The organism is Actinomadura opuntiae (genome assembly GCF_030283205.1).
Taxonomy (GTDB): Bacteria; Actinomycetota; Actinomycetes; order Streptosporangiales; family Streptosporangiaceae; genus Spirillospora.
In genome coordinates this window covers 559,937-576,879 of the sequence record NZ_JASNWF010000002.1, presented here as the reverse complement: position 1 = coordinate 576,879, position 16,943 = coordinate 559,937, and the positions used below count along the sequence as shown (strand labels likewise).

Below are 16,943 nucleotides of genomic sequence, written 5' to 3'. Positions count from 1 at the left end.
TCGGGCTGGTTTCCGGGTGACGCCCGCCGTCCCCTGACGGGCGTCGTCGGGTCGCGCTAGATGAGCTGCCTTCGGGCCGCCCACACCACGGCCTCGATAGGGGTGTTGACCTCCAGGCGGTCGCAGATGTTGCGCAACCGCCGGCGCAAGGTGCGTGCGCTCAGTTCCAGCTTGCGTGCCGCCACATCAGCGGTGACACCGCTGGCGATCTGGGCGAGCAACCTGATCTCGTCGTCGCTCAGCCCGAAATCGAGTGTGGCTGTTTCCACTCCGTCCTCCCTCGTCCGTGGTTTTGATGACCGCGGGGATGCAGCCTTCCGCTGCACAGGCACGGGTTGGGCCTCGAACTGCATGCGTTGGGTTGCCGGGTCCGGAGCCTTCCGGACTTAGATCATCGGTTCGGTTCCTTTGCTGTCTGACGAAGCTTGGCCGGAGGTGGCCGAAAGGCCGATTGCGGGGTCGTGCGGGGGAACTCCGGGTGACGATTCAGTCGTTGGCCCCGTTGGCAGGGTCGGGTCTCGATCGCCGTCAAGGAACCCGTCCCCCTCCTCGTTGGACTCACCTGATCTCGCCGCGGACGAAGATCGTGAATCGTTTCAAGCTACGCTTCGGCTCGGAACGCTAGGCGGCCGGATCCGGCCCGTCAAGCGCTGGTTAAGTGCTATCTGTGCCCGGATGGTCGCATTGCGTGACCGGGTTTTCGGGGATTGACACAGGAAAGCCCAACTACCTGGGAAAACACAACCGGGGCGGACGAGGAGCGACTTGCCACAGACCAGTATCCGCGAGGTCGCGAGGCGTGCCGGGGTCTCAGTTGGGACCGTTTCGAATGTCCTAAACCGGCCAGATCTCGTGGCCGAAGCTACCCGTGACCGCGTCCGCGCGGCGATCGAGGAGCTCGGTTTCGTCCGGAACGAGTCGGCGCGCCGGCTCCGGACGGGTCCCGCCCGCACCGCGGGCGAGTTCGGCGACGAGCCGCGCCGCGCGTTCGGCGTCGTCGTCGAGGATCTCACCAATCCGTACGCGGCGGACGTGGTGCGCGGCGCGGAGGAGGCGCTGAACGCGGCGGGCCACGACGCGCTCTGGCTGTCCAGCGACCATTCCGCCGCCAAGGAGGCCCGCTCGCTGGAACTGCTCGAGGACCAGCACGCCGCGGGCGCGCTGATCGTTCCGGTCGGTTTGGGTCCGTCCGGAATCCGGCGGCTGCGCGCCGCCGGGCTGAGCGTCGTGCTGATCGACCGGGACGTCTCCGACGCGTGCGCGGTGCATGTCGACCATGTCGCGGGCGGGGAGCTGGCCGCGGCGCACCTGCTCGGGATCGGCCGCGAGCGGATCGCGTTCGTCAGCGGCGCGCCGGAGCCGCAGCCCTGCGTCGAGCGCCGCGACGGCGCGGCCCGCACGATCGTGGAGGCCGGTCTGGGCAAGCCGCCCGTGCTCGTCCAGGACGCGTTGAGCCCGACCGAGGGGCGGCGGGCGGCGCGGCGGCTGCTGGAGATGTCGCCGCGGCCGGACGGGGTGTTCTGCGCGAACGACCTGCTGGCCATCGGGTTGATCAACGAGCTGACCCGGCTCGGCGCGCGCGTCCCGGCCGACATCGCGGTGGTCGGCTACGACGACATCGAGCTGGCGGCCAGCGCCGCTGTGCCGCTGACGACGGTCAAGCAGCCGCGCCGGGCGCTCGGCTGGGAGGCGGCGGAGCTGGCGATGGCCGAGACCCGGGAGGGCAAGGCGCACCAGCACCGCCAGGTGGTCCTGGCTCCGGAACTGGTCGTCCGCGAATCGGCCTGACTTCTGGCACTATTGACATCGCGTCTTAATTTCGGGTGACTTGCCCTATGACGGACACGCGGGAACAGGTGGCGCGGGCCTCGCGGCAGGACGCGGACGCGGCGGCGATCCTCGGATTCGACCCGTCCGATACCGCCTTCCATGCCGATCCCTACGCGCACTACCGGGAGCTCGCGGCGGGCGGCAGGCTGCGGCGAACGACCGTGGGGCTGTGGGTCAGCACGTCCTATGAACTCTGCGAGCAGGTGCTGCGGGACCCGCGGTTCGGGCACCGGCCCGAGGGCGGCGGCCTGTGGCGCGAGGCGCCGCAACGGAACCGCTCGTTCCTGACGATGGACCCGCCCGACCACACCAGGCTGCGCCGGCTCGTCAGCAAGGCGTTCACACCGCGGCTGGTCGAGCGGCTGCGGTCGCGGGTCGAGGCGCTGGTGGACGAGCTGCTGGACGGCGCGTCCGGCGACGTCGACCTGATCGCGGCGCTGGCGTACCCGCTGCCCGTCATCGTGATCAGCGAGATGCTGGGCGTCCCGCCGCGCGACCGGGACCTCTTCAAGGGCTGGTCGGACGCCCTGGCCCGCGGCCTGGACCCCGACTTCCTGCTGCCCGAGGCGGAGATCGCGCTGCGGGACGAGGCGCGCTCGGAGTTCGCCGCCTACTTCCGCGAGCTGGCCGCCGAGCGCCGCGCGGACCCGCGCGACGACCTGCTGAGCGCGCTGGTGGGCGTCTCCGACGGCGGCGACGTCCTGTCGGAGGAGGAACTCCTCGCGACGTGCGTGCTGCTGCTCGTCGCGGGCCACGAGACGACCGTCAACCTGATCGGGAACGGCGCGCTGGCGCTGCTGCGGCATCCGGAGCAGCTCGCCGCGTTCCGGGAGCATCCGGGCAACGTCGCTGCGGCCGTGGAGGAGCTGCTGCGCTACGACCCGCCCGTCCAGCTGACGCTGCGGGCCGCGCTGGAGGACGTCGAACTCGGCGGCTCCCTGATCGAGCGGGGACGGCTCGTCCTGCTGCTGACCGGCGCCGCCAACCGGGACCCGTCGGTGTTCGCCGACCCGGACCGTCTCGACCTCGGGCGATACGCGGAGGGGCGGGACGCGCCGCGCCACCTGGCGTTCGGGCACGGCGTCCACTTCTGCCTCGGCGCGCCGCTCGCCCGGCTGGAGGGCCAGATCGCGCTGAAGAAGCTGTTCGAGCGCGACGTGGCCCTCGCGGCCGGCGACGGCGACCTGGTGTACCGCGACAACCTGGTGTTGCGCGGGCTGCGCGACCTGCCGGTGACTATTCGGGCTTGACCAGCGGGAACAGGATCGTGTCGCGGATGCCCTTGCCGGTGAACGCCATGATCATCCGGTCGATGCCGGCGCCCATCCCGCCGGTCGGCGGCATCGCGTACTCCAGCGCGCGCAGGAAGTCCTCGTCCAGCTGCATGGCCTCGGGGTCGCCGCCCGCCGCCAGCAGCGACTGCTCGGTCAGCCGGCGGCGCTGCTCGACCGGGTCGACCAGCTCGGAGTAGGCGGTGCCGAGCTCGGTGCCGAACCCGATCAGGTCCCACTTCTCGGTGAGCAGCGGCTCGGCGCGGTGCTGGCGGGTCAGCGGCGAGGTCTCCAGCGGGTAGTCCATGACGAACGTCGGCTGGACCAGGGTGTGCTCGATCAGCTCCTCGAAGATCTCCTGGACGAGCTTGCCCTGCCCCCACTTGGGGTCCCAGGTGATGCCGCGGGCGTCGGCGAGCTTGCGGACGGTCTCGATCGGCGTGTGCGGGGTGATCTCCTCGCCCAGCGCCTCCGACACCGACCCGTACAGCGTGATCCGCGGCCACTCGGGCAGGCCGAGGTCGATCTCGACGCCGTCGTGCACGACCACGGACGTGCCGAGGGCGGCGACGACCGCCTTCTGGTACATCCGCTGGGTCAGGTCGGCCATGTCGTTGTAGTCGAGGTACGTCCCGTACGCCTCGAGCATGGTGAACTCGGGGTTGTGGGTGGAGTCGGCGCCCTCGTTGCGGAAGTTGCGGTTGATCTCGAAGACCTTCTCGATGCCGCCGACGACGAGCCGCTTGAGGTACAGCTCGATCGCGATCCGCAGGTACAGCTCCATGTCGTAGGCGTTGATGTGCGTCCTGAACGGACGCGCCGCCGCCCCGCCGTGGATCGGCTGCAGCATCGGGGTCTCGACCTCGAGGTACCCCTCCTCGTGCCAGAAGTCGCGGACGGCGCGCACGGTGGCGCTGCGGATCCGCGCCATCTTCCGGGCCTCGTCGTTGACGATCAGGTCGACGTAGCGCTGCCGCACCCGGGCCTCGGGGTCGGTGAGGCCGGCGTGCTTCTCCGGCAGCGGCCGCAGGCACTTGGAGGTGATCGCGAACCCGTCCGCCATGATCGACAGCTCGCCGCGCCTGGAGGTGATCACCTCGCCCTCGACGCCGACGTGGTCGCCGAGGTCGACCTCGCGCTTCCAGAAGTCGAGCCGCTCCTGCCCGACCTTCGCCAGCGACAGCATGATCTGGATGTCGCCCGAGCCGTCCCGGATCGTGGCGAAGCACAGCTTGCCGGTGTTGCGGACCAGCATGACGCGGCCGGTGACGCCGACCTTCTCCCCCGTCTCGGTGCCCGGCTCCAGGTCCGGGTGTTTCTCCCGGATCTCGGCGATCGTCGCCGTGCGCGGGAAGGTCACCGGGTAGGGGTCGACGCCGGCCTCGCGCAGGCGGTCGAGCTTCTCCCGGCGGACGCGCATCTGCTCCGGAAGGTCATCGAGGGTCTCGTCACTCACGGCTCAAGGCTATCCAGCCCGCCGCACGCCCCGCGAACGAGTTCGGGGTGATCGGCGGGGCCGGCCGCGACGAGCGGGCCGAGGTCGCGGGCCAGGGCGGCGGCGACCGTCCGGAACGCGCGGACGCGCGGGTCGGCGTCGCCGCGGCGGGTCGCCAGGACGCTGCTGTCCCACGGCGCGTCCAGGATCGGGAGGTACCGGACGCCCGGCCACGGATAGAACCGGGCGAACGACCGCAGCCCCGTCCCGACGCCGCGTCCGGCGGCGATGCTGAGCAGCACGTCCTGCGGGGTGCGCGCCACGTCCGGGCCGCGCCGCCCGCGCTCGCCGTTCACCGCCGGGGTGAAGTAGAGGTAGTCGGTGAACACGCTCGGCGTGGTCTCGGGCACGGCGACGATGGGCAGGTCGAGGACGTCGGCGAGGTGCAGCGCACCGGCCTGCGCGAACGGGCCGTCCGCCGGGACGCCGACGATCCGCGGCTCGGTGGTCAGCACGTCGGCCTCGACCCGGTCGTCGTCGGGCGCCGGGCGCACGAACGCGACGTCCACCTTCCGCTCGACCAGCGCGGACACGTGCTCGGTGAAGTCCAGCGGCACGATCGTCAGCCGCGCCGCGGGCCGGGACCGCCGGTACGCGCGCACGATGGCCGGGGTGAGTTCCGCCGACCCGTGCCCCATCACGCCGACGCGGAACACCGCGTCGTCCTCGCCGCGCAGGTCGGCGACCGCGCCGGCGGCGGCGTCGACGGCCGCGAGGGCGGCGCGGGCGTGCGGGACGAACCGCTCCCCCGCCTCGGTCAGCCGCAGCGGGGACCGCTCCAGCAGCCGGACGCCGAGTTTCCGTTCGAGCCGCTGGACGTGCGCGGTGACCGCGGGCGGCGACAAGAACAGCCGTGCCGCGGCCCGCGAGAACTGGCCTTCCTCGACGACCGCGAGGAAGGAGGCCAGCTCACGCAGTTCCATGTTCGTCACGGTAACCCGCGATGCGGCCCTATACCTCCGGTGGCGCCCGACTATGGCCCGTTACCGACGTCACATCGCCGGGCCGTTCACGATTCGCGAAGCGTCGGGGACCACCGGGACGGAGCCTTCTAGACAGGGGGTCATGGCTACCACCTCGTCCACCTCATCCCCCTCGTCCGGTGGCGCCCGCTGGCTCCCGATCGCCTCGATCATGTTCGGGGTCGGCTGGGGCGCCAACCAGTTCGCCTCGCTGCTCGGGCTCTACACCGACCGGCTGCACCTCGGCGACGGCGGTGCGCAGGCCATGTTCGGCGTGTACGCGCTGGGGCTGGTGCCCGGGCTCGTCCTCGGCGGGCCGGCGTCCGACCGGTACGGGCGGCGCCGGATCGCGCTGCCGTTCGCGTGCATGTCCGCGCTGGTCACGTTGGTGCTGATGGCGGGCGTCGCGGCCCCGTGGCTGCTGTACGCGGGCCGGCTGCTGGCCGGCGTCGTGACCGGGGCCGTCCTCGCCGCGGGCACCGCGTGGGTGAAGGAGCTCATGCCGGTGTCGGGGACGCGGATGACCGCGCTCGCCGTCTCGGCGGGCTTCGGCGCGGGGCCGCTGGTGTCGGCGCTCGTCGCGCAGTGGGCGCCGCACCCGCTGGTCACCGCGTACCTGCCGCACCTGCTGATCATGCTGCTGACCGTCCCGCCGGCGTTCCGCGTCCCGGAGACCCGCGTCCCGCGCCCCCCGGAGGGCGCCGGGCGGCGGCTCGGGCTGTCCGGAGTGCGCAACCCCGCGTTCCGGCGGACGATCGCACCGGTCGCCGTCTGGACGTTCGCCGCGCCCGTCAGCGCGTTCGCGCTGCTGCCGGTGGTCGTCCCGGTCCACCACCTGCCGATCGCCTACGCGGGCGCGATCACCGGGCTCACCCTCGCGGCCGGCATGGCGGCACAGCCCCTCGCGCGGCGGCTGGAGGCGCGGCATCCGCGGCTCGTCGCCGCCGCCGGGCTCGGCGCGATCACCTGCGGGCTGCTGCTCGCCGCGCTGACCATCACCGCCGGGCTGCCCGTCCTCAACGCGGTGACGGCGGTCGTGCTCGGCGCCGGGTACGGGTTCGTGCTGACCTACGGGCTCGGCGAGGTCGCGCGGATCGCCGCACCGGGCGAGCTGGCGGGCCTCACCGCCGTCGCCTATGCCCTGGTCTATGTCGGGATGTTCGCGCCGCTGGTGCTGACCGTCCTGGCGAAGGCGGTCCCGCTCGGCGCAGTCCTCACCGTCATGGCGGCTTTGGCGGGCGCGTGCCTGGTGTACGTCTCCCGCCAGACGCGCGTCCCGCTCCGGACGGCGCGTCCGGACGTCAGGGAGTGTTCCGCTGGTAGATGAGCCGGAGCCCGATCAGGGTGAGCCACGGCTCGAACACGTCGATGCTGCGGGACTCCTCCAGCACCAGCGGCGCGAGGCCGCCGGTCGCGATGACGGTCACCTCGTCGGGGTCGTCGACCAGTTCCTCCGTCATCCGCTCGACGATGCCGTCCACCTGCCCGGCGAAGCCGAAGATGATGCCGGACTGCAGCGCCTCCACCGTGTTCTTGGCGATCACGCTGCGCGGCCGGACCAGCTCGATCTTGTGCAGCTGGGCGCCGCGCGACGACAGCGCGTCGATCGAGATCTCGATGCCGGGCGCGATGGCGCCGCCCACGTACTCGCCCTTGGCGGAGACGGCGTCGAACGTCGTCGCGGTGCCGAAGTCGACCACGATCGCCGGGCCGCCGTGGGTGTGCACGGCGGCCAGCGCGTTCACGATGCGGTCGGCCCCGACCTCCTTGGGGTTGTCCATCCGGATGGGCACCCCGGTCTTGACGCCGGGCTCCACGATCACCGCCTGCACGTCGCCGTAGTAGCGGCGGCACATCTCCCGCATCTCGTGCAGGACGGACGGGACCGTGGAGCACAGCGCGATGCCGCTGATGTCGGTCTCGGCCAGCAGCGGGCTCTGCTGGACCAATCCCTGCAGGACCACCGCGATCTCGTCGGCGGTCCGCCGCGGATCGGTGTTGATCCTCCAGTGCTCGATCACCTCTTCGCCCTCGAAAAGGCCGAGGACGGTATGGGTGTTACCGACGTCGATGGTGAGCAGCATCCGGTCCCCGCTGGTCAGGAGAAGTCAAGGCCGATGTCGAACACGCGCGCCGAGTGCGTCAGCGCACCGACGGCAAGGTAGTCCACCCCGGTCACGGCGACGTCTCGGGCCCGCTCCAGGGTAAGCCCACCGCTGGCCTCCAGCTCCGCCCGGCCCGCGACGAGCCGCACCGCCTCGGCCATCTCGGCGTCGGTCATGTTGTCCAGCAGGATGCTCTTCGCGCCCACCGCGAGCGCCTCTTCCACCTGGTCAAGGGTGTCGCACTCGACCTGGACGTGCAGCGACGGGTACACCGCCCGGATCGCCTCGTAGGCCTTGGTGACGCTTCCGGCCGCCGCGACGTGGTTGTCCTTGATGAGCGCGGAGTCGTGCAGGCCCATGCGGTGGTTGACGCCGCCGCCGCAGTGCACGGCGTACTTCTGCAGCGCGCGCAGGCCCGGCAGCGTCTTGCGGGTGTCGCGGACCTTCGCCTTGGTGCCCTCCATCGCGTCCGTCCAGCGGCGGGCGGCGGTCGCGATTCCGGACAGGTGGGTGAGCAGGTTCAGTGCCGTCCGTTCGGCGCGGAGCACGGCCCTGGTCGGCCCCTCGACCGAGATCAGGACCTGGCCGGGGACGACCCGGTCGCCGTCGGCGGCCTTCGCCTCGTAATCCACGTCCAGCAGCTCGAACACGACCGCGGCCACCGGGATACCGGCGACGACGCCCGCTTCGCGGGCCCGGAAGTCCCCGGTCGACGACGCCTCCGGTGCGAAGATCGGCTCGCTGGTCACATCGACCGGGCCGTCCTCGTCCAGCGCCGTGCGGACGAGGTTTTCCACAGCCTGTGGATCGAGCCCCGCGTCCTTGAGCTTCTGCGAGAGTTCGGGTGTCACTCGTCGTTCCCTTCGAGAGGTTCGTATGCCGTCGTCAGGACGTTCCCCGCCAGCCGCGTGACCAGATGGCCGCGCCAGCGCCCGTCGGACCGTTCCGGGAAGTCCTGCCGCCAGTGGCTGCCGCGCGTCTCCTCGCGCAGCCGCGCGGCGGCGACGATCGCCGACGCGACGGTGTGCAGGTTCGTGGCCTCCCACGCCTCCACCCCGGGCCCGGTGCCGCCGCGTGGAAGGGCGGCCAGCTCCCGCGCCGCCGCGTCGAGCCCCTCGGCGCTGCGCAGGACGCCCGCGAACGACGTCATGATCCGCTGGATCTCCCCCCGCGCCCCCGGATCGACCAACCCGCCGACCCCAGTCGCCACCGCATCCGCGACGAGCGTGTCCGCGGGACCGGCGGAGTCCGCGGCGGCCAGGTCGTCGGTGAGGGCGGTGGCGATGCGGGCGGCGAAGACCAGGCCCTCCAGCAGGGAGTTGGACGCCAGCCGGTTCGCGCCGTGCACGCCGGTGCAGGCGACCTCGCCGCAGGCGTACAGGCCGGGGACGGTCGTGCGCCCGTAGAGGTCGGTGCGGACGCCGCCGCTGGAGTAGTGCGCGGCGGGCACGACCGGGATCGGCTCGGTCACCGGGTCGATGCCGTGGTGCCGGCAGGCGGCCAGGATGGTCGGGAACCGCCGCTCCCACATCGCCGCGCCGAAGTGCCGGCCGTCCAGCAGCATGCAGGGCTCGCCGGTCTCCCGCATCCGGTTCATGATCCCCTTGGCGACGACGTCGCGCGGGGCGAGCTCGGCCAGCTCGTGGCGGCCGACCATGAACCGCTCGCCGGAGTGGTCGACGAGGTGGGCGCCCTCCCCGCGGACGGCCTCGGAGATCAGCGGCTGCTGGCCCCGCGCGTCCGCGCCGAGCCACAGCGGGGTCGGGTGGAACTGGACGAACTCCAGGTCGGTGACGGCGGCGCCGGCGCGCAGTGCGAGCGCGACGCCGTCGCCGGTCGACACCTCGGGGTTGGTCGTGGCGGAGAACACCTGGCCGAGGCCGCCGGTGGCCAGCACCACGGCGCGGGCGCGGACGGCGCCGACGCCGTGCGGCTGGCCCTCGCCCATCACGTGCAGGGTCACGCCGGCGGCGCGTCCGGCGGCGTCCTTCAGCAGGTCGAGGACCAGCGCGTGCTCGATGACCTCGACGCCGGAGTCCTTCAGCTCGGCGAGCAGGGCGCGGCTGATCTCGGCGCCGGTCGCGTCGCCGCCCGCGTGGGCGATGCGGCGGCGGTGGTGGCCGCCCTCGCGGGTCAGCGCGATCTCGCCGTCTCCGGCGCGGTCGAAGGCGGCGCCGAGCTCGATCAGCCCGAGGACGGCGTCCGGGCCCTCGGTGACGAGCACGCGGACGGCGGCCTCGTCGCAGAGGCCGACCCCGGCGGTGAGGGTGTCGGCGAGGTGGTCGTCGGGGGTGTCGTCGGGGGCGAGGGCGGAGGCGATGCCGCCCTGCGCCCAGCGGGTGGAGCCGGCGTCGAGCAGGGCCTTGGTGACGAGCAGGACGCGCCCGTGCGGGCGGCAGCGCAGCGCCGCGACCAGGCCGGCGATGCCGGAGCCGATGACGACCACGTCGGCGTCGGCGGTCCAGCCGGGGGCGGGGGCGTCGAGAACGGAAGGGATCATGAGCCCTCCTCGGGGATCGGTTCTCGTCATTGTGACATTATCCCTGGGAACTCCGAACGCTCGACCCCCGATTTCGGGGTAAAACCCCAGATAGCAGGACGACCGCGCACCCCGCCCGGGGGATGCGCGGCCGCCCTGCCCGCGGGCCGAGGCCGTCAGCGATGCACGAGGTCGCCCCGGACGTCGTCGCCGCCCGGAACCGGCTCGGCCGGGTCGGAGCCCAGCGAGATGATCCGGTTGGAGCGGTCGACGTGCACCACGCGCGGCTCGAACTCGCGCGCCTCGGCGTCGGTCATCTGCGCGTACGCGATGATGATCACCAGGTCGCCGGGCTGCACCAGCCGCGCCGCCGCCCCGTTGATGCCGATCACGCCGGAGCCGCGCTCGCCCGCGATCAGGTAGGTCTCCAGGCGGGCGCCGTTGTCGATGTCGACGATGTGCACCTGCTCGCCGGGCAGCAGGTCCGCGGCGTCCATCAGGTCCTGGTCCAGGGTGAGCGAGCCCACGTAGTGCAGGTCCGCCTGGGTGACGGTGGCGCGGTGGATCTTCGACTTGAACATCGTCCGGAACATCAGCGCTCCTTCGGGGTGACGAGCTGGAGGGGCAGGTTGTCGATCAGATGGGTGGCGCCGACGCGGCCGGCGGCGGCGAGCACGGCCGGACCGGTGTAGCCGGTCGTGACCTGGAGGAACGTGGACGGGTCGACGAGCACCAGGTAGTCGAGCTCGAGCGGCGGCTCGGCGCCGGCGGCCTTGTCCAGCACGGCCGCCGCCGCGCCGACCACCGCCTCCGGCCCCTCGTCCACCGCGTCGGCGCCCGCGTACAGCGCCCGCGACAGCGCGAGGGCCGTGCGCCGCTCGTCCGGCGACAGGTACCGGTTGCGGCTCGACAGCGCCAGCCCGTCCCGCTCGCGGACGGTCGGCGCGCCGACGATCTCGACCGGCACGTTGAGGTCGGCGACCATCCGGCGGATCATCGCCAGCTGCTGGGCGTCCTTCTGCCCGAAGACCGCCACGTCCGGACGCACCAGGTTCAACAACTTCAGCACGACCGTGAGCATTCCGTCGAAGTGGCCGGGCCGCGCGGCGCCCTCCACCCGCTCGCCCATCGGCCCCGACCGGACCGTGACCTCGGGCTCGCCCGGGTACATGACCTCGCGGGACGGCGCGAACACGATGTCGACGCCCTCCGCCGCGCAGGCCTCGAGGTCGGCCTCGAACGTGCGGGGGTAGCGGTCGAAGTCCTCGTTCGGCCCGAACTGCAGCGGGTTGACGAAGATGCTCACCGCGACCGCGTCCGCGCGCCGCCGCGCCTCGCGGATCAGGGACCGGTGCCCCTCGTGCAGCGCGCCCATGGTCGGGACGAGCGCCAGAGCGCCCGCCACCCCGCCGCGGGCGGCGTCCAGTTCCTCGCGGGTGGCGGCGATGACGGGCGTCACGACGCGCCCTCCGGCTCGCTCACTGATCCTCCCTGGTCGGTCGTCCGGCGGTCGCCGGCGCTGGTGAGTCGGGTGTTCGGCATGCGATGGCGGGCGGCCGTCAGTCGGCCAGCGCTTCGAGGAGCCGCTCGGCGTCCTCGGGTTTGAGCAGCCCGGCGCCGAGCGCGCGGTCGGCGGTGAGGCGGGCCAGCGCGATGTAGGCGCGGCGGCTCTCCGCCGAGACCCTGCCGAGCTCGGCGACGTGGTCGGCGACCGTGCCGGCGTCGCCGCGGGCGACCGGCCCGGTCAGCCCGTCGAGGCCGAGCCGCAGCGCGTTGTCGAGGGCGGCGCCGAGCAGCGGGCCGAGCATCCGGCCGGGCTCGCCGACGCCCGCGGCGCGCAGCAGGTCCATCGCCTCGACGACCAGCGTGACCAGGTGGTTCGCACCGCCGGCGAGGGCTGCGTGGTACAGCGGGCGGCGGTCCTCGGCGATCCACACCGGTTCGCCGCCCATCTCCACGGCGAGCGCCTCGGCGACCGGGCGCAGCGGCTCGGGCGCGGTGACGCCGAAGGAGATGCCGGTGAGCCGGTTCACGTCGTCGGGGCGGCCGGTGAACGTCATCACCGGGTGCAGCGCCAGCGGCAGCGCCCCGGCGCGGGTCAGCGGGTCGAGGACGGCGTACCCGTACCGCCCGCTGGTGTGCATGACGAGCTTGCCGGTGACGGGGACGCCGGCGGACACCAGGCCCGCCGCCAGCTCGGGCAGCGCGTCGTCGGGGACGGTCAGCAGCACCAGGTCGGCGGCCGCCACGACCTCCTGCGGGGTGGCGACGTCCGCGCCGGGCAGCCGTTCCGCCACCCGCTCGCGCGAGCGGTCGGAAACCGCGGCGGCGGCGACCACGCGGTGGCCCGCGCGGGCGAGGGCCGCGCCGAGCGCGGTGCCGACGCGGCCGGCGCCGACGACGCCGACCGACAGCCGGGCGGGCCGGTCCTCGGGCCGCGGCTCCCCGGCCCCCTGCGTCTCCCCGGCCCCCGGCCCGTCTCCGGGCGCGGCGGGGTCGGCCGTGAATGGGTCCATCTGTTCGTTCCAGTCCTCAAGGTGGGTACCGGACGTGCGCGCCCCAGCGTACCCGCGGGTCACGGGCGCGTCCTCCGGCGGGTCGCGGGCGCCCGGAACGGCACGGGCTCCGCGAACACCATCACACATCGGTGACGGTGGGGCTACCTGTCGTAACGTCCGTGTCGGCCGAGCGGTCACAGTTCGCAGGTGACGGACGGTGAAGCCTTGCGGGGACGCGGAAGCGGGGCGTAACCATGATGGTGACGACGTCGTCACGCAAGGTGAATGGCAGCAATGACCAGGGCGCTCCGCCCCCGACGAGATGGAGCAGACTTTGATCAGGACAGCCCTCAAGACCGGTGCGGTCGTCGCGACCCTCGCGGGGACGGCCTTCGCCGCCACTCCGGCCAACGCCGACACCTACAACCACAACACCGCCGTCGGGAACAGCACCAACGTGATGATCGTCGGCGGCTATGGCGTGACCTGCGGTTCCGTCTCCGTCGGCAGCCAGTCCGGCACGGGCTGCAACGGCAACCACGTGTACAACGGGCACAACCACAGCGGTACCGGCGGCTGGGTCGGGCACCGGCGCTGGTGACCGCGTGACGCCGCCGCGGGCCCGCCCGGCGGCCCGGGGCCGGGCCCTGCCCGGCCGTCCCCAGGGCGCTCCCGCGGCGCCCCGCCGCACCGCGACGCCGTCCTCACGGTGAGGCGAGGCACCTGTCCTGCCGACGACGCGCCCGGATTCGGTGACTCTCCGAATCCGGGCGCTCGTCACATTCCGTGCACAACACCGTCGGCCGTGGACGAGGCGGCCGGTCAGTCGTGCGCGAGCGACTCCACGATGGACGCCCGCGCCGCCCTGCGCGCCGGCAGCACCGCGGCCAGCGTGCCCGCCGCACCCGCCAGCAGCACGAACCCGGTCACCTGGAGATAGGGCAGCGAGAAGATCGCGCCGTCCTCCATCGCGTTGGTCGCCGCCCAGCCGAACACCACCCCGAGCACGACCCCGGTGAACGCGCCGATCACGGCCATGACCAGCGCCTCCACCGACAGCATGCGGCGCAGCTGCCGCCGGGTGAGGCCGAGGGCGCGCAGCAGCGCCGACTCGCGGGTCCGCTCCACCACCGACAGCGTGAGGGTGTTGGCGATGCCGAACAGCGCGATGACGATCGCCAGCCCGAGCAGCCCGCCGAAGATCATCAGCATCATGTCGATGGCGTCGCTCACGCTCTTCTCGAACTCGGCGGACGAGTACACCTTCGCGGCCGGGTAGGGCCGCGCGGCCGCCTCGACGGCCCGGCGCGCGGTCTCGGCCGGCACCCCGTCCCGGTCCTTGATGTAGATCGCCGAGTCGTCCGGGGAGCCGAAGTAGCGGGCGAAGTCCGCCTCCGGCACCAGCAGGGCGCCGAGCGTCGTCGCCGACGTGCTGTACACCGCGGTGATCTTCACCGGGACGGTGCCGTGCGCGGTCCGCACCCGAACGGTCCGCCCGGCGGACAGGCCGTGGGCCTCGGCGATGCGCTTCTCCACGATCGCGGTCCCCGGCTTCAGCCCGGCCGCCGTCAGCGCGGAGGCGGACCCGTCGACGAGCCTCGGCTTGAGGACGGTCCCGAGCGCGGTCCCGGTGAGGCTCGCGACGTTGGTCGTCTTGCCGTCGACCTTGCCGTCCTCGGCCAGCACCTCGAACACGTTGGAGAACTCCGGCCGCCTCTTCAGCGCCTCGGTGAGCCCGTCCGGGGCCCGGCCGCCGCCGTCGCCGGTCCGCGCCTGCACCTGGAACTCGGCCGGGTACTGCTCCGCCAGCTTCTGCGCCGACGTCGCCTTGCCGCTGGCCGCGACCACCGCGAACAGGCTCATCAGCCCGATGCCGACGGTCAGCGCGATCGTCGTGGTGGCGGTGCGGCGCGGGGACCGGCGCGCGTTCTCCACGGCGAGCCGTCCCGGCACCCCGCCGAGCCGCGCCGGGACGAACCCGGCGACGCGTCCGAGCGGGCGCACCAGCACCGGCATCGCCGTCACCACCGCGAGGAAGAACACGGCGCCCGCGAGCGCGACCGTGTACATCGCGGCCTGCCCCTTCGCCATGTTCACCGAGCCCAGCACGCCGAGCGCGAGCCCGGCCGCGCCGAGCAGGACGGCCAGCACCGTCCGGACCGGGCCGAGCCGGAACCGCCCGCCGCCCGGCTCCAGCTCCGCGCGCAGCGCCGCGACCGGCGCGACCCGCGTCGCCGCCCGCGCCGGCAGCAGCGCGGACACGACCGTCACCGCCACGCCGACCGCGAGACCGATCGCGATCGTCCGCGCGGACAGCGCCAGCCCGTCCATCCGCACCTTGTCGGTCAGCCGGGTCATCACCGCGACCGCGCCGGCGCCGAGCCCCGCCCCGGCGAGGATGCCGAGCGCCGACCCCACCAGCCCGACTGCGAACGCCTCGGTGACCACCCCGCCGAACACCTGCCGGCGGGTGGCGCCGACGCAGCGCAGCAGCGCCATCTCCCGCATCCGCTGCGCGATCAGGATCGAGAACGTGTTGTAGATGACCAGCGCCGAGACCAGCATCGCGACCAGGCCGAAGATCAGCAGGCCGGCCTTGATGACCTCGGTGTCCGCGCCCGCCGCGGCGGCGAGCTCCTTCGCCAGCTCCCTGCCGGTCGAGACCTTGTACCCGCCGCCGACCGCCGCCGCGACCGCGCTCTCGCCCGCGCCCAGGACGTCGATCTCCTGGTACTTCTTCGCGCCCGTCATCGCCAGCGCGGTCGCGGTGTCGAAGCCGACGCCGCCCCGGTAGCCGGCCTCCTCGTCGATGCCGAAGTCCAGCAGGCCGACGACGGTGAAGCGGTGCGGGCGGTTCGCGTGGTCCAGGACCGTCACCGCGTCGCCGACCTTGTACCCGGACCGGTCCGCGAGGTCCTTGCCGAGGACGGCCTCGGACCCGCCGGACGGGATCCGGCCCTTGGTGACGTCGAAGCGCAGCAGTTTTCCGGACGGCACCGAAATGCCGACGGTCGGGGTGTCGCCCACGGTCTTGCCGTCCTTGCCGACGAGCGCCGCGTCCCCGCGCACCGCACCCTGCGCGTCGGTCACGCCGGGCACCGCCTTGACCCGGTTCAGGACGCCGAGCGGGATGCCGGGGTCGTCCTTGGAACCGGTCTCCGCGCTCGGATCCGGCCGGACGGCGACGTCGACCTTGCCGGCCGACTTGGCGAACGTCCGCGCGACCCCCTGGGTCATCGTGTCGGTCAGCACGAACGTGCCGGAGATGAAGCCCACGCCGAGCGTGATGGCCACCGCCGTCAGCAGTAGGCGCAGTTTGTGGGCCCGCAGGCCCGCCAGCGTCGTCCTCAGCATCGGCTCAGGCCCCCAGGCTCTTCAGCCGGTCCAGCACCGCGTCTGGCGTCGGGTGGAGGATCTCGCTGACGATCTCGCCGTCCCGCAGGAACACCACCCGGTCGGCGTACGAGGCCGCGACCGGGTCGTGCGTGACCATGACGATCGTCCGCCCCATCTCGCGGACCGAGGCGCGCAGGAACCCCAGCACCTCCGCGCCGGCGCGCGAGTCGAGGTTGCCGGTCGGCTCGTCGGCGAAGATCACGTCCGGGCGGGCCACCAGCGCACGCGCGCACGCGACCCGCTGCTGCTGGCCGCCCGACAGCTCGCTCGGCCGGTGCCCGAGCCGGTCGCGCAGCCTGACCACGTCCACGACCCGGTCGAACCAGGCCCGGTCGGGCTTGCGCCCGGCCAGCTCCAGCGGCAGCAGGATGTTCTGCTCGGCGGTGAGCGTCGGCAGCAGGTTGAACGCCTGGAAGACGAACCCGATCCGCTCGCGGCGCAGCAGCGTCAGCTGCCGGTCGCCCATCCCGGTGATCTCCGCGTCGCCCAGCACGATCCGGCCCGAGGTGACCGTGTCCAGCCCGGCCAGGCAGTGCATCAGCGTCGACTTCCCGGATCCGGACGGGCCCATGATCGCGGTGAACGCGCCGCGCGCGAACCCGACGCTGACCTCGTGCAGCGCCCGCACGGCCGCGCCGCCCGACCCGTACACCTTCGACACCCCGGCGGCGGCGACCGCGGACGGCGCCGCGGCATCGGGGGCTCCCCCGGACGGACTCGTGAACGTGCTGGTCACGGTGACTCCTTCAGGAACGGATACGACCGTGATCAACGCTAGGAATCCGCGGTGCCGCTGCCATCGGCCGAGCGGCTCCGCTCGGTGTCAGCTTTCCGGCTGCCCCGGGCCGCTCCGTACGACCTGAGACGTACGCATCCGTCCCCCTTCCTGCCGACCGACCCCGCGGCG

13 protein-coding genes and 1 pseudogene are annotated in these 16,943 nt (G+C 73.1%); 4 read left to right on the top strand and 10 right to left on the bottom strand.

Features of this window, described 5'->3' with window-relative positions; translation table 11 throughout:
- Positions 1 to 56: 56 nt before the first annotated feature.
- Entirely contained in the window at positions 57 to 353 is a 297-nt protein-coding gene (locus tag QP089_RS06110) for a LuxR C-terminal-related transcriptional regulator (RefSeq protein ID WP_446474006.1), read from the bottom strand.
- A gap of 412 nt (positions 354 to 765) precedes the next feature.
- Here QP089_RS06110 and QP089_RS06105 point away from each other — a divergent pair, with 412 nt between their 5' ends.
- Complete coding sequence (locus QP089_RS06105) at positions 766 to 1,788, top strand: LacI family DNA-binding transcriptional regulator (protein WP_285910316.1); 1,023 nt, start codon at positions 766 to 768, stop codon at positions 1,786 to 1,788.
- 47 nt (positions 1,789 to 1,835) lie between these two features.
- The gene (locus QP089_RS06100) at positions 1,836 to 3,080 is read left to right on the top strand and encodes a cytochrome P450 (protein ID WP_285910315.1); all 1,245 of its coding nucleotides are present in this window, start codon (positions 1,836 to 1,838) and stop codon (positions 3,078 to 3,080) included.
- Here QP089_RS06100 and lysX read toward each other — a convergent pair.
- Both lysX and QP089_RS06090 read right to left on the bottom strand, forming a co-directional pair.
- Positions 3,067 to 4,521, bottom strand: coding sequence for a bifunctional lysylphosphatidylglycerol synthetase/lysine--tRNA ligase LysX (gene lysX, locus QP089_RS06095; protein WP_285910365.1), 1,455 nt, complete (start codon positions 4,519 to 4,521; stop codon positions 3,067 to 3,069). The genes QP089_RS06100 and lysX overlap by 14 nt on opposite strands.
- Before the next feature lie 32 nt (positions 4,522 to 4,553).
- The gene (locus QP089_RS06090) at positions 4,554 to 5,519 is read right to left on the bottom strand and encodes a LysR family transcriptional regulator (RefSeq protein ID WP_285910314.1); all 966 of its coding nucleotides are present in this window, start codon (positions 5,517 to 5,519) and stop codon (positions 4,554 to 4,556) included.
- Between the two features lie 142 nt (positions 5,520 to 5,661).
- Here QP089_RS06090 and QP089_RS06085 point away from each other — a divergent pair, with 142 nt between their 5' ends.
- Entirely contained in the window at positions 5,662 to 6,885 is a 1,224-nt protein-coding gene (locus tag QP089_RS06085) for an MFS transporter (RefSeq protein WP_285910313.1), read from the top strand.
- Here QP089_RS06085 and QP089_RS06080 read toward each other — a convergent pair.
- The 5 genes and pseudogenes from QP089_RS06080 to QP089_RS06055 all read right to left on the bottom strand — a co-directional run bounded on the left by QP089_RS06080 (position 6,860) and on the right by QP089_RS06055 (position 12,658).
- A complete protein-coding gene (locus tag QP089_RS06080) occupies positions 6,860 to 7,642 on the bottom strand; it encodes a type III pantothenate kinase (protein WP_285910312.1) in 783 nt (260 codons plus the stop codon). The genes QP089_RS06085 and QP089_RS06080 overlap by 26 nt on opposite strands.
- Before the next feature lie 14 nt (positions 7,643 to 7,656).
- A pseudogene (locus QP089_RS06070) lies at positions 7,657 to 10,163 on the bottom strand (L-aspartate oxidase).
- A 155-nt stretch (positions 10,164 to 10,318) separates the two neighbouring features.
- Positions 10,319 to 10,735 carry an aspartate 1-decarboxylase gene (gene panD / locus QP089_RS06065; protein ID WP_285910309.1) on the bottom strand — a complete coding sequence of 139 codons (417 nt, stop codon included), beginning with the start codon at positions 10,733 to 10,735 and terminating at the stop codon, positions 10,319 to 10,321.
- The gene (panC, locus tag QP089_RS06060) at positions 10,735 to 11,601 is read right to left on the bottom strand and encodes a pantoate--beta-alanine ligase (protein WP_285910308.1); all 867 of its coding nucleotides are present in this window, start codon (positions 11,599 to 11,601) and stop codon (positions 10,735 to 10,737) included. Before panC ends, panD begins: the two co-directional genes overlap by 1 nt.
- Positions 11,602 to 11,701: 100 nt before the next feature.
- Positions 11,702 to 12,658, bottom strand: a complete 957-nt coding sequence (locus tag QP089_RS06055) for a Rossmann-like and DUF2520 domain-containing protein (protein ID WP_285910307.1) — start codon at positions 12,656 to 12,658, stop codon at positions 11,702 to 11,704.
- Positions 12,659 to 12,974: 316 nt separating this feature from the next.
- Here QP089_RS06055 and QP089_RS06050 point away from each other — a divergent pair, with 316 nt between their 5' ends.
- Positions 12,975 to 13,241, top strand: coding sequence for a hypothetical protein (locus QP089_RS06050; RefSeq protein WP_285910306.1), 267 nt, complete (start codon positions 12,975 to 12,977; stop codon positions 13,239 to 13,241).
- Between the two features lie 221 nt (positions 13,242 to 13,462).
- On the opposite strand, the gene QP089_RS06045 is transcribed toward QP089_RS06050, so the two are convergent.
- Positions 13,463 to 15,994, bottom strand: coding sequence for an ABC transporter permease (locus tag QP089_RS06045; protein WP_285910305.1), 2,532 nt, complete (start codon positions 15,992 to 15,994; stop codon positions 13,463 to 13,465).
- Between the two features lie 4 nt (positions 15,995 to 15,998).
- The gene (locus QP089_RS06040; RefSeq protein ID WP_285910304.1) at positions 15,999 to 16,772 is read right to left on the bottom strand and encodes an ABC transporter ATP-binding protein; all 774 of its coding nucleotides are present in this window, start codon (positions 16,770 to 16,772) and stop codon (positions 15,999 to 16,001) included.
- Between the last annotated feature and the right edge of the window lie 171 nt (positions 16,773 to 16,943).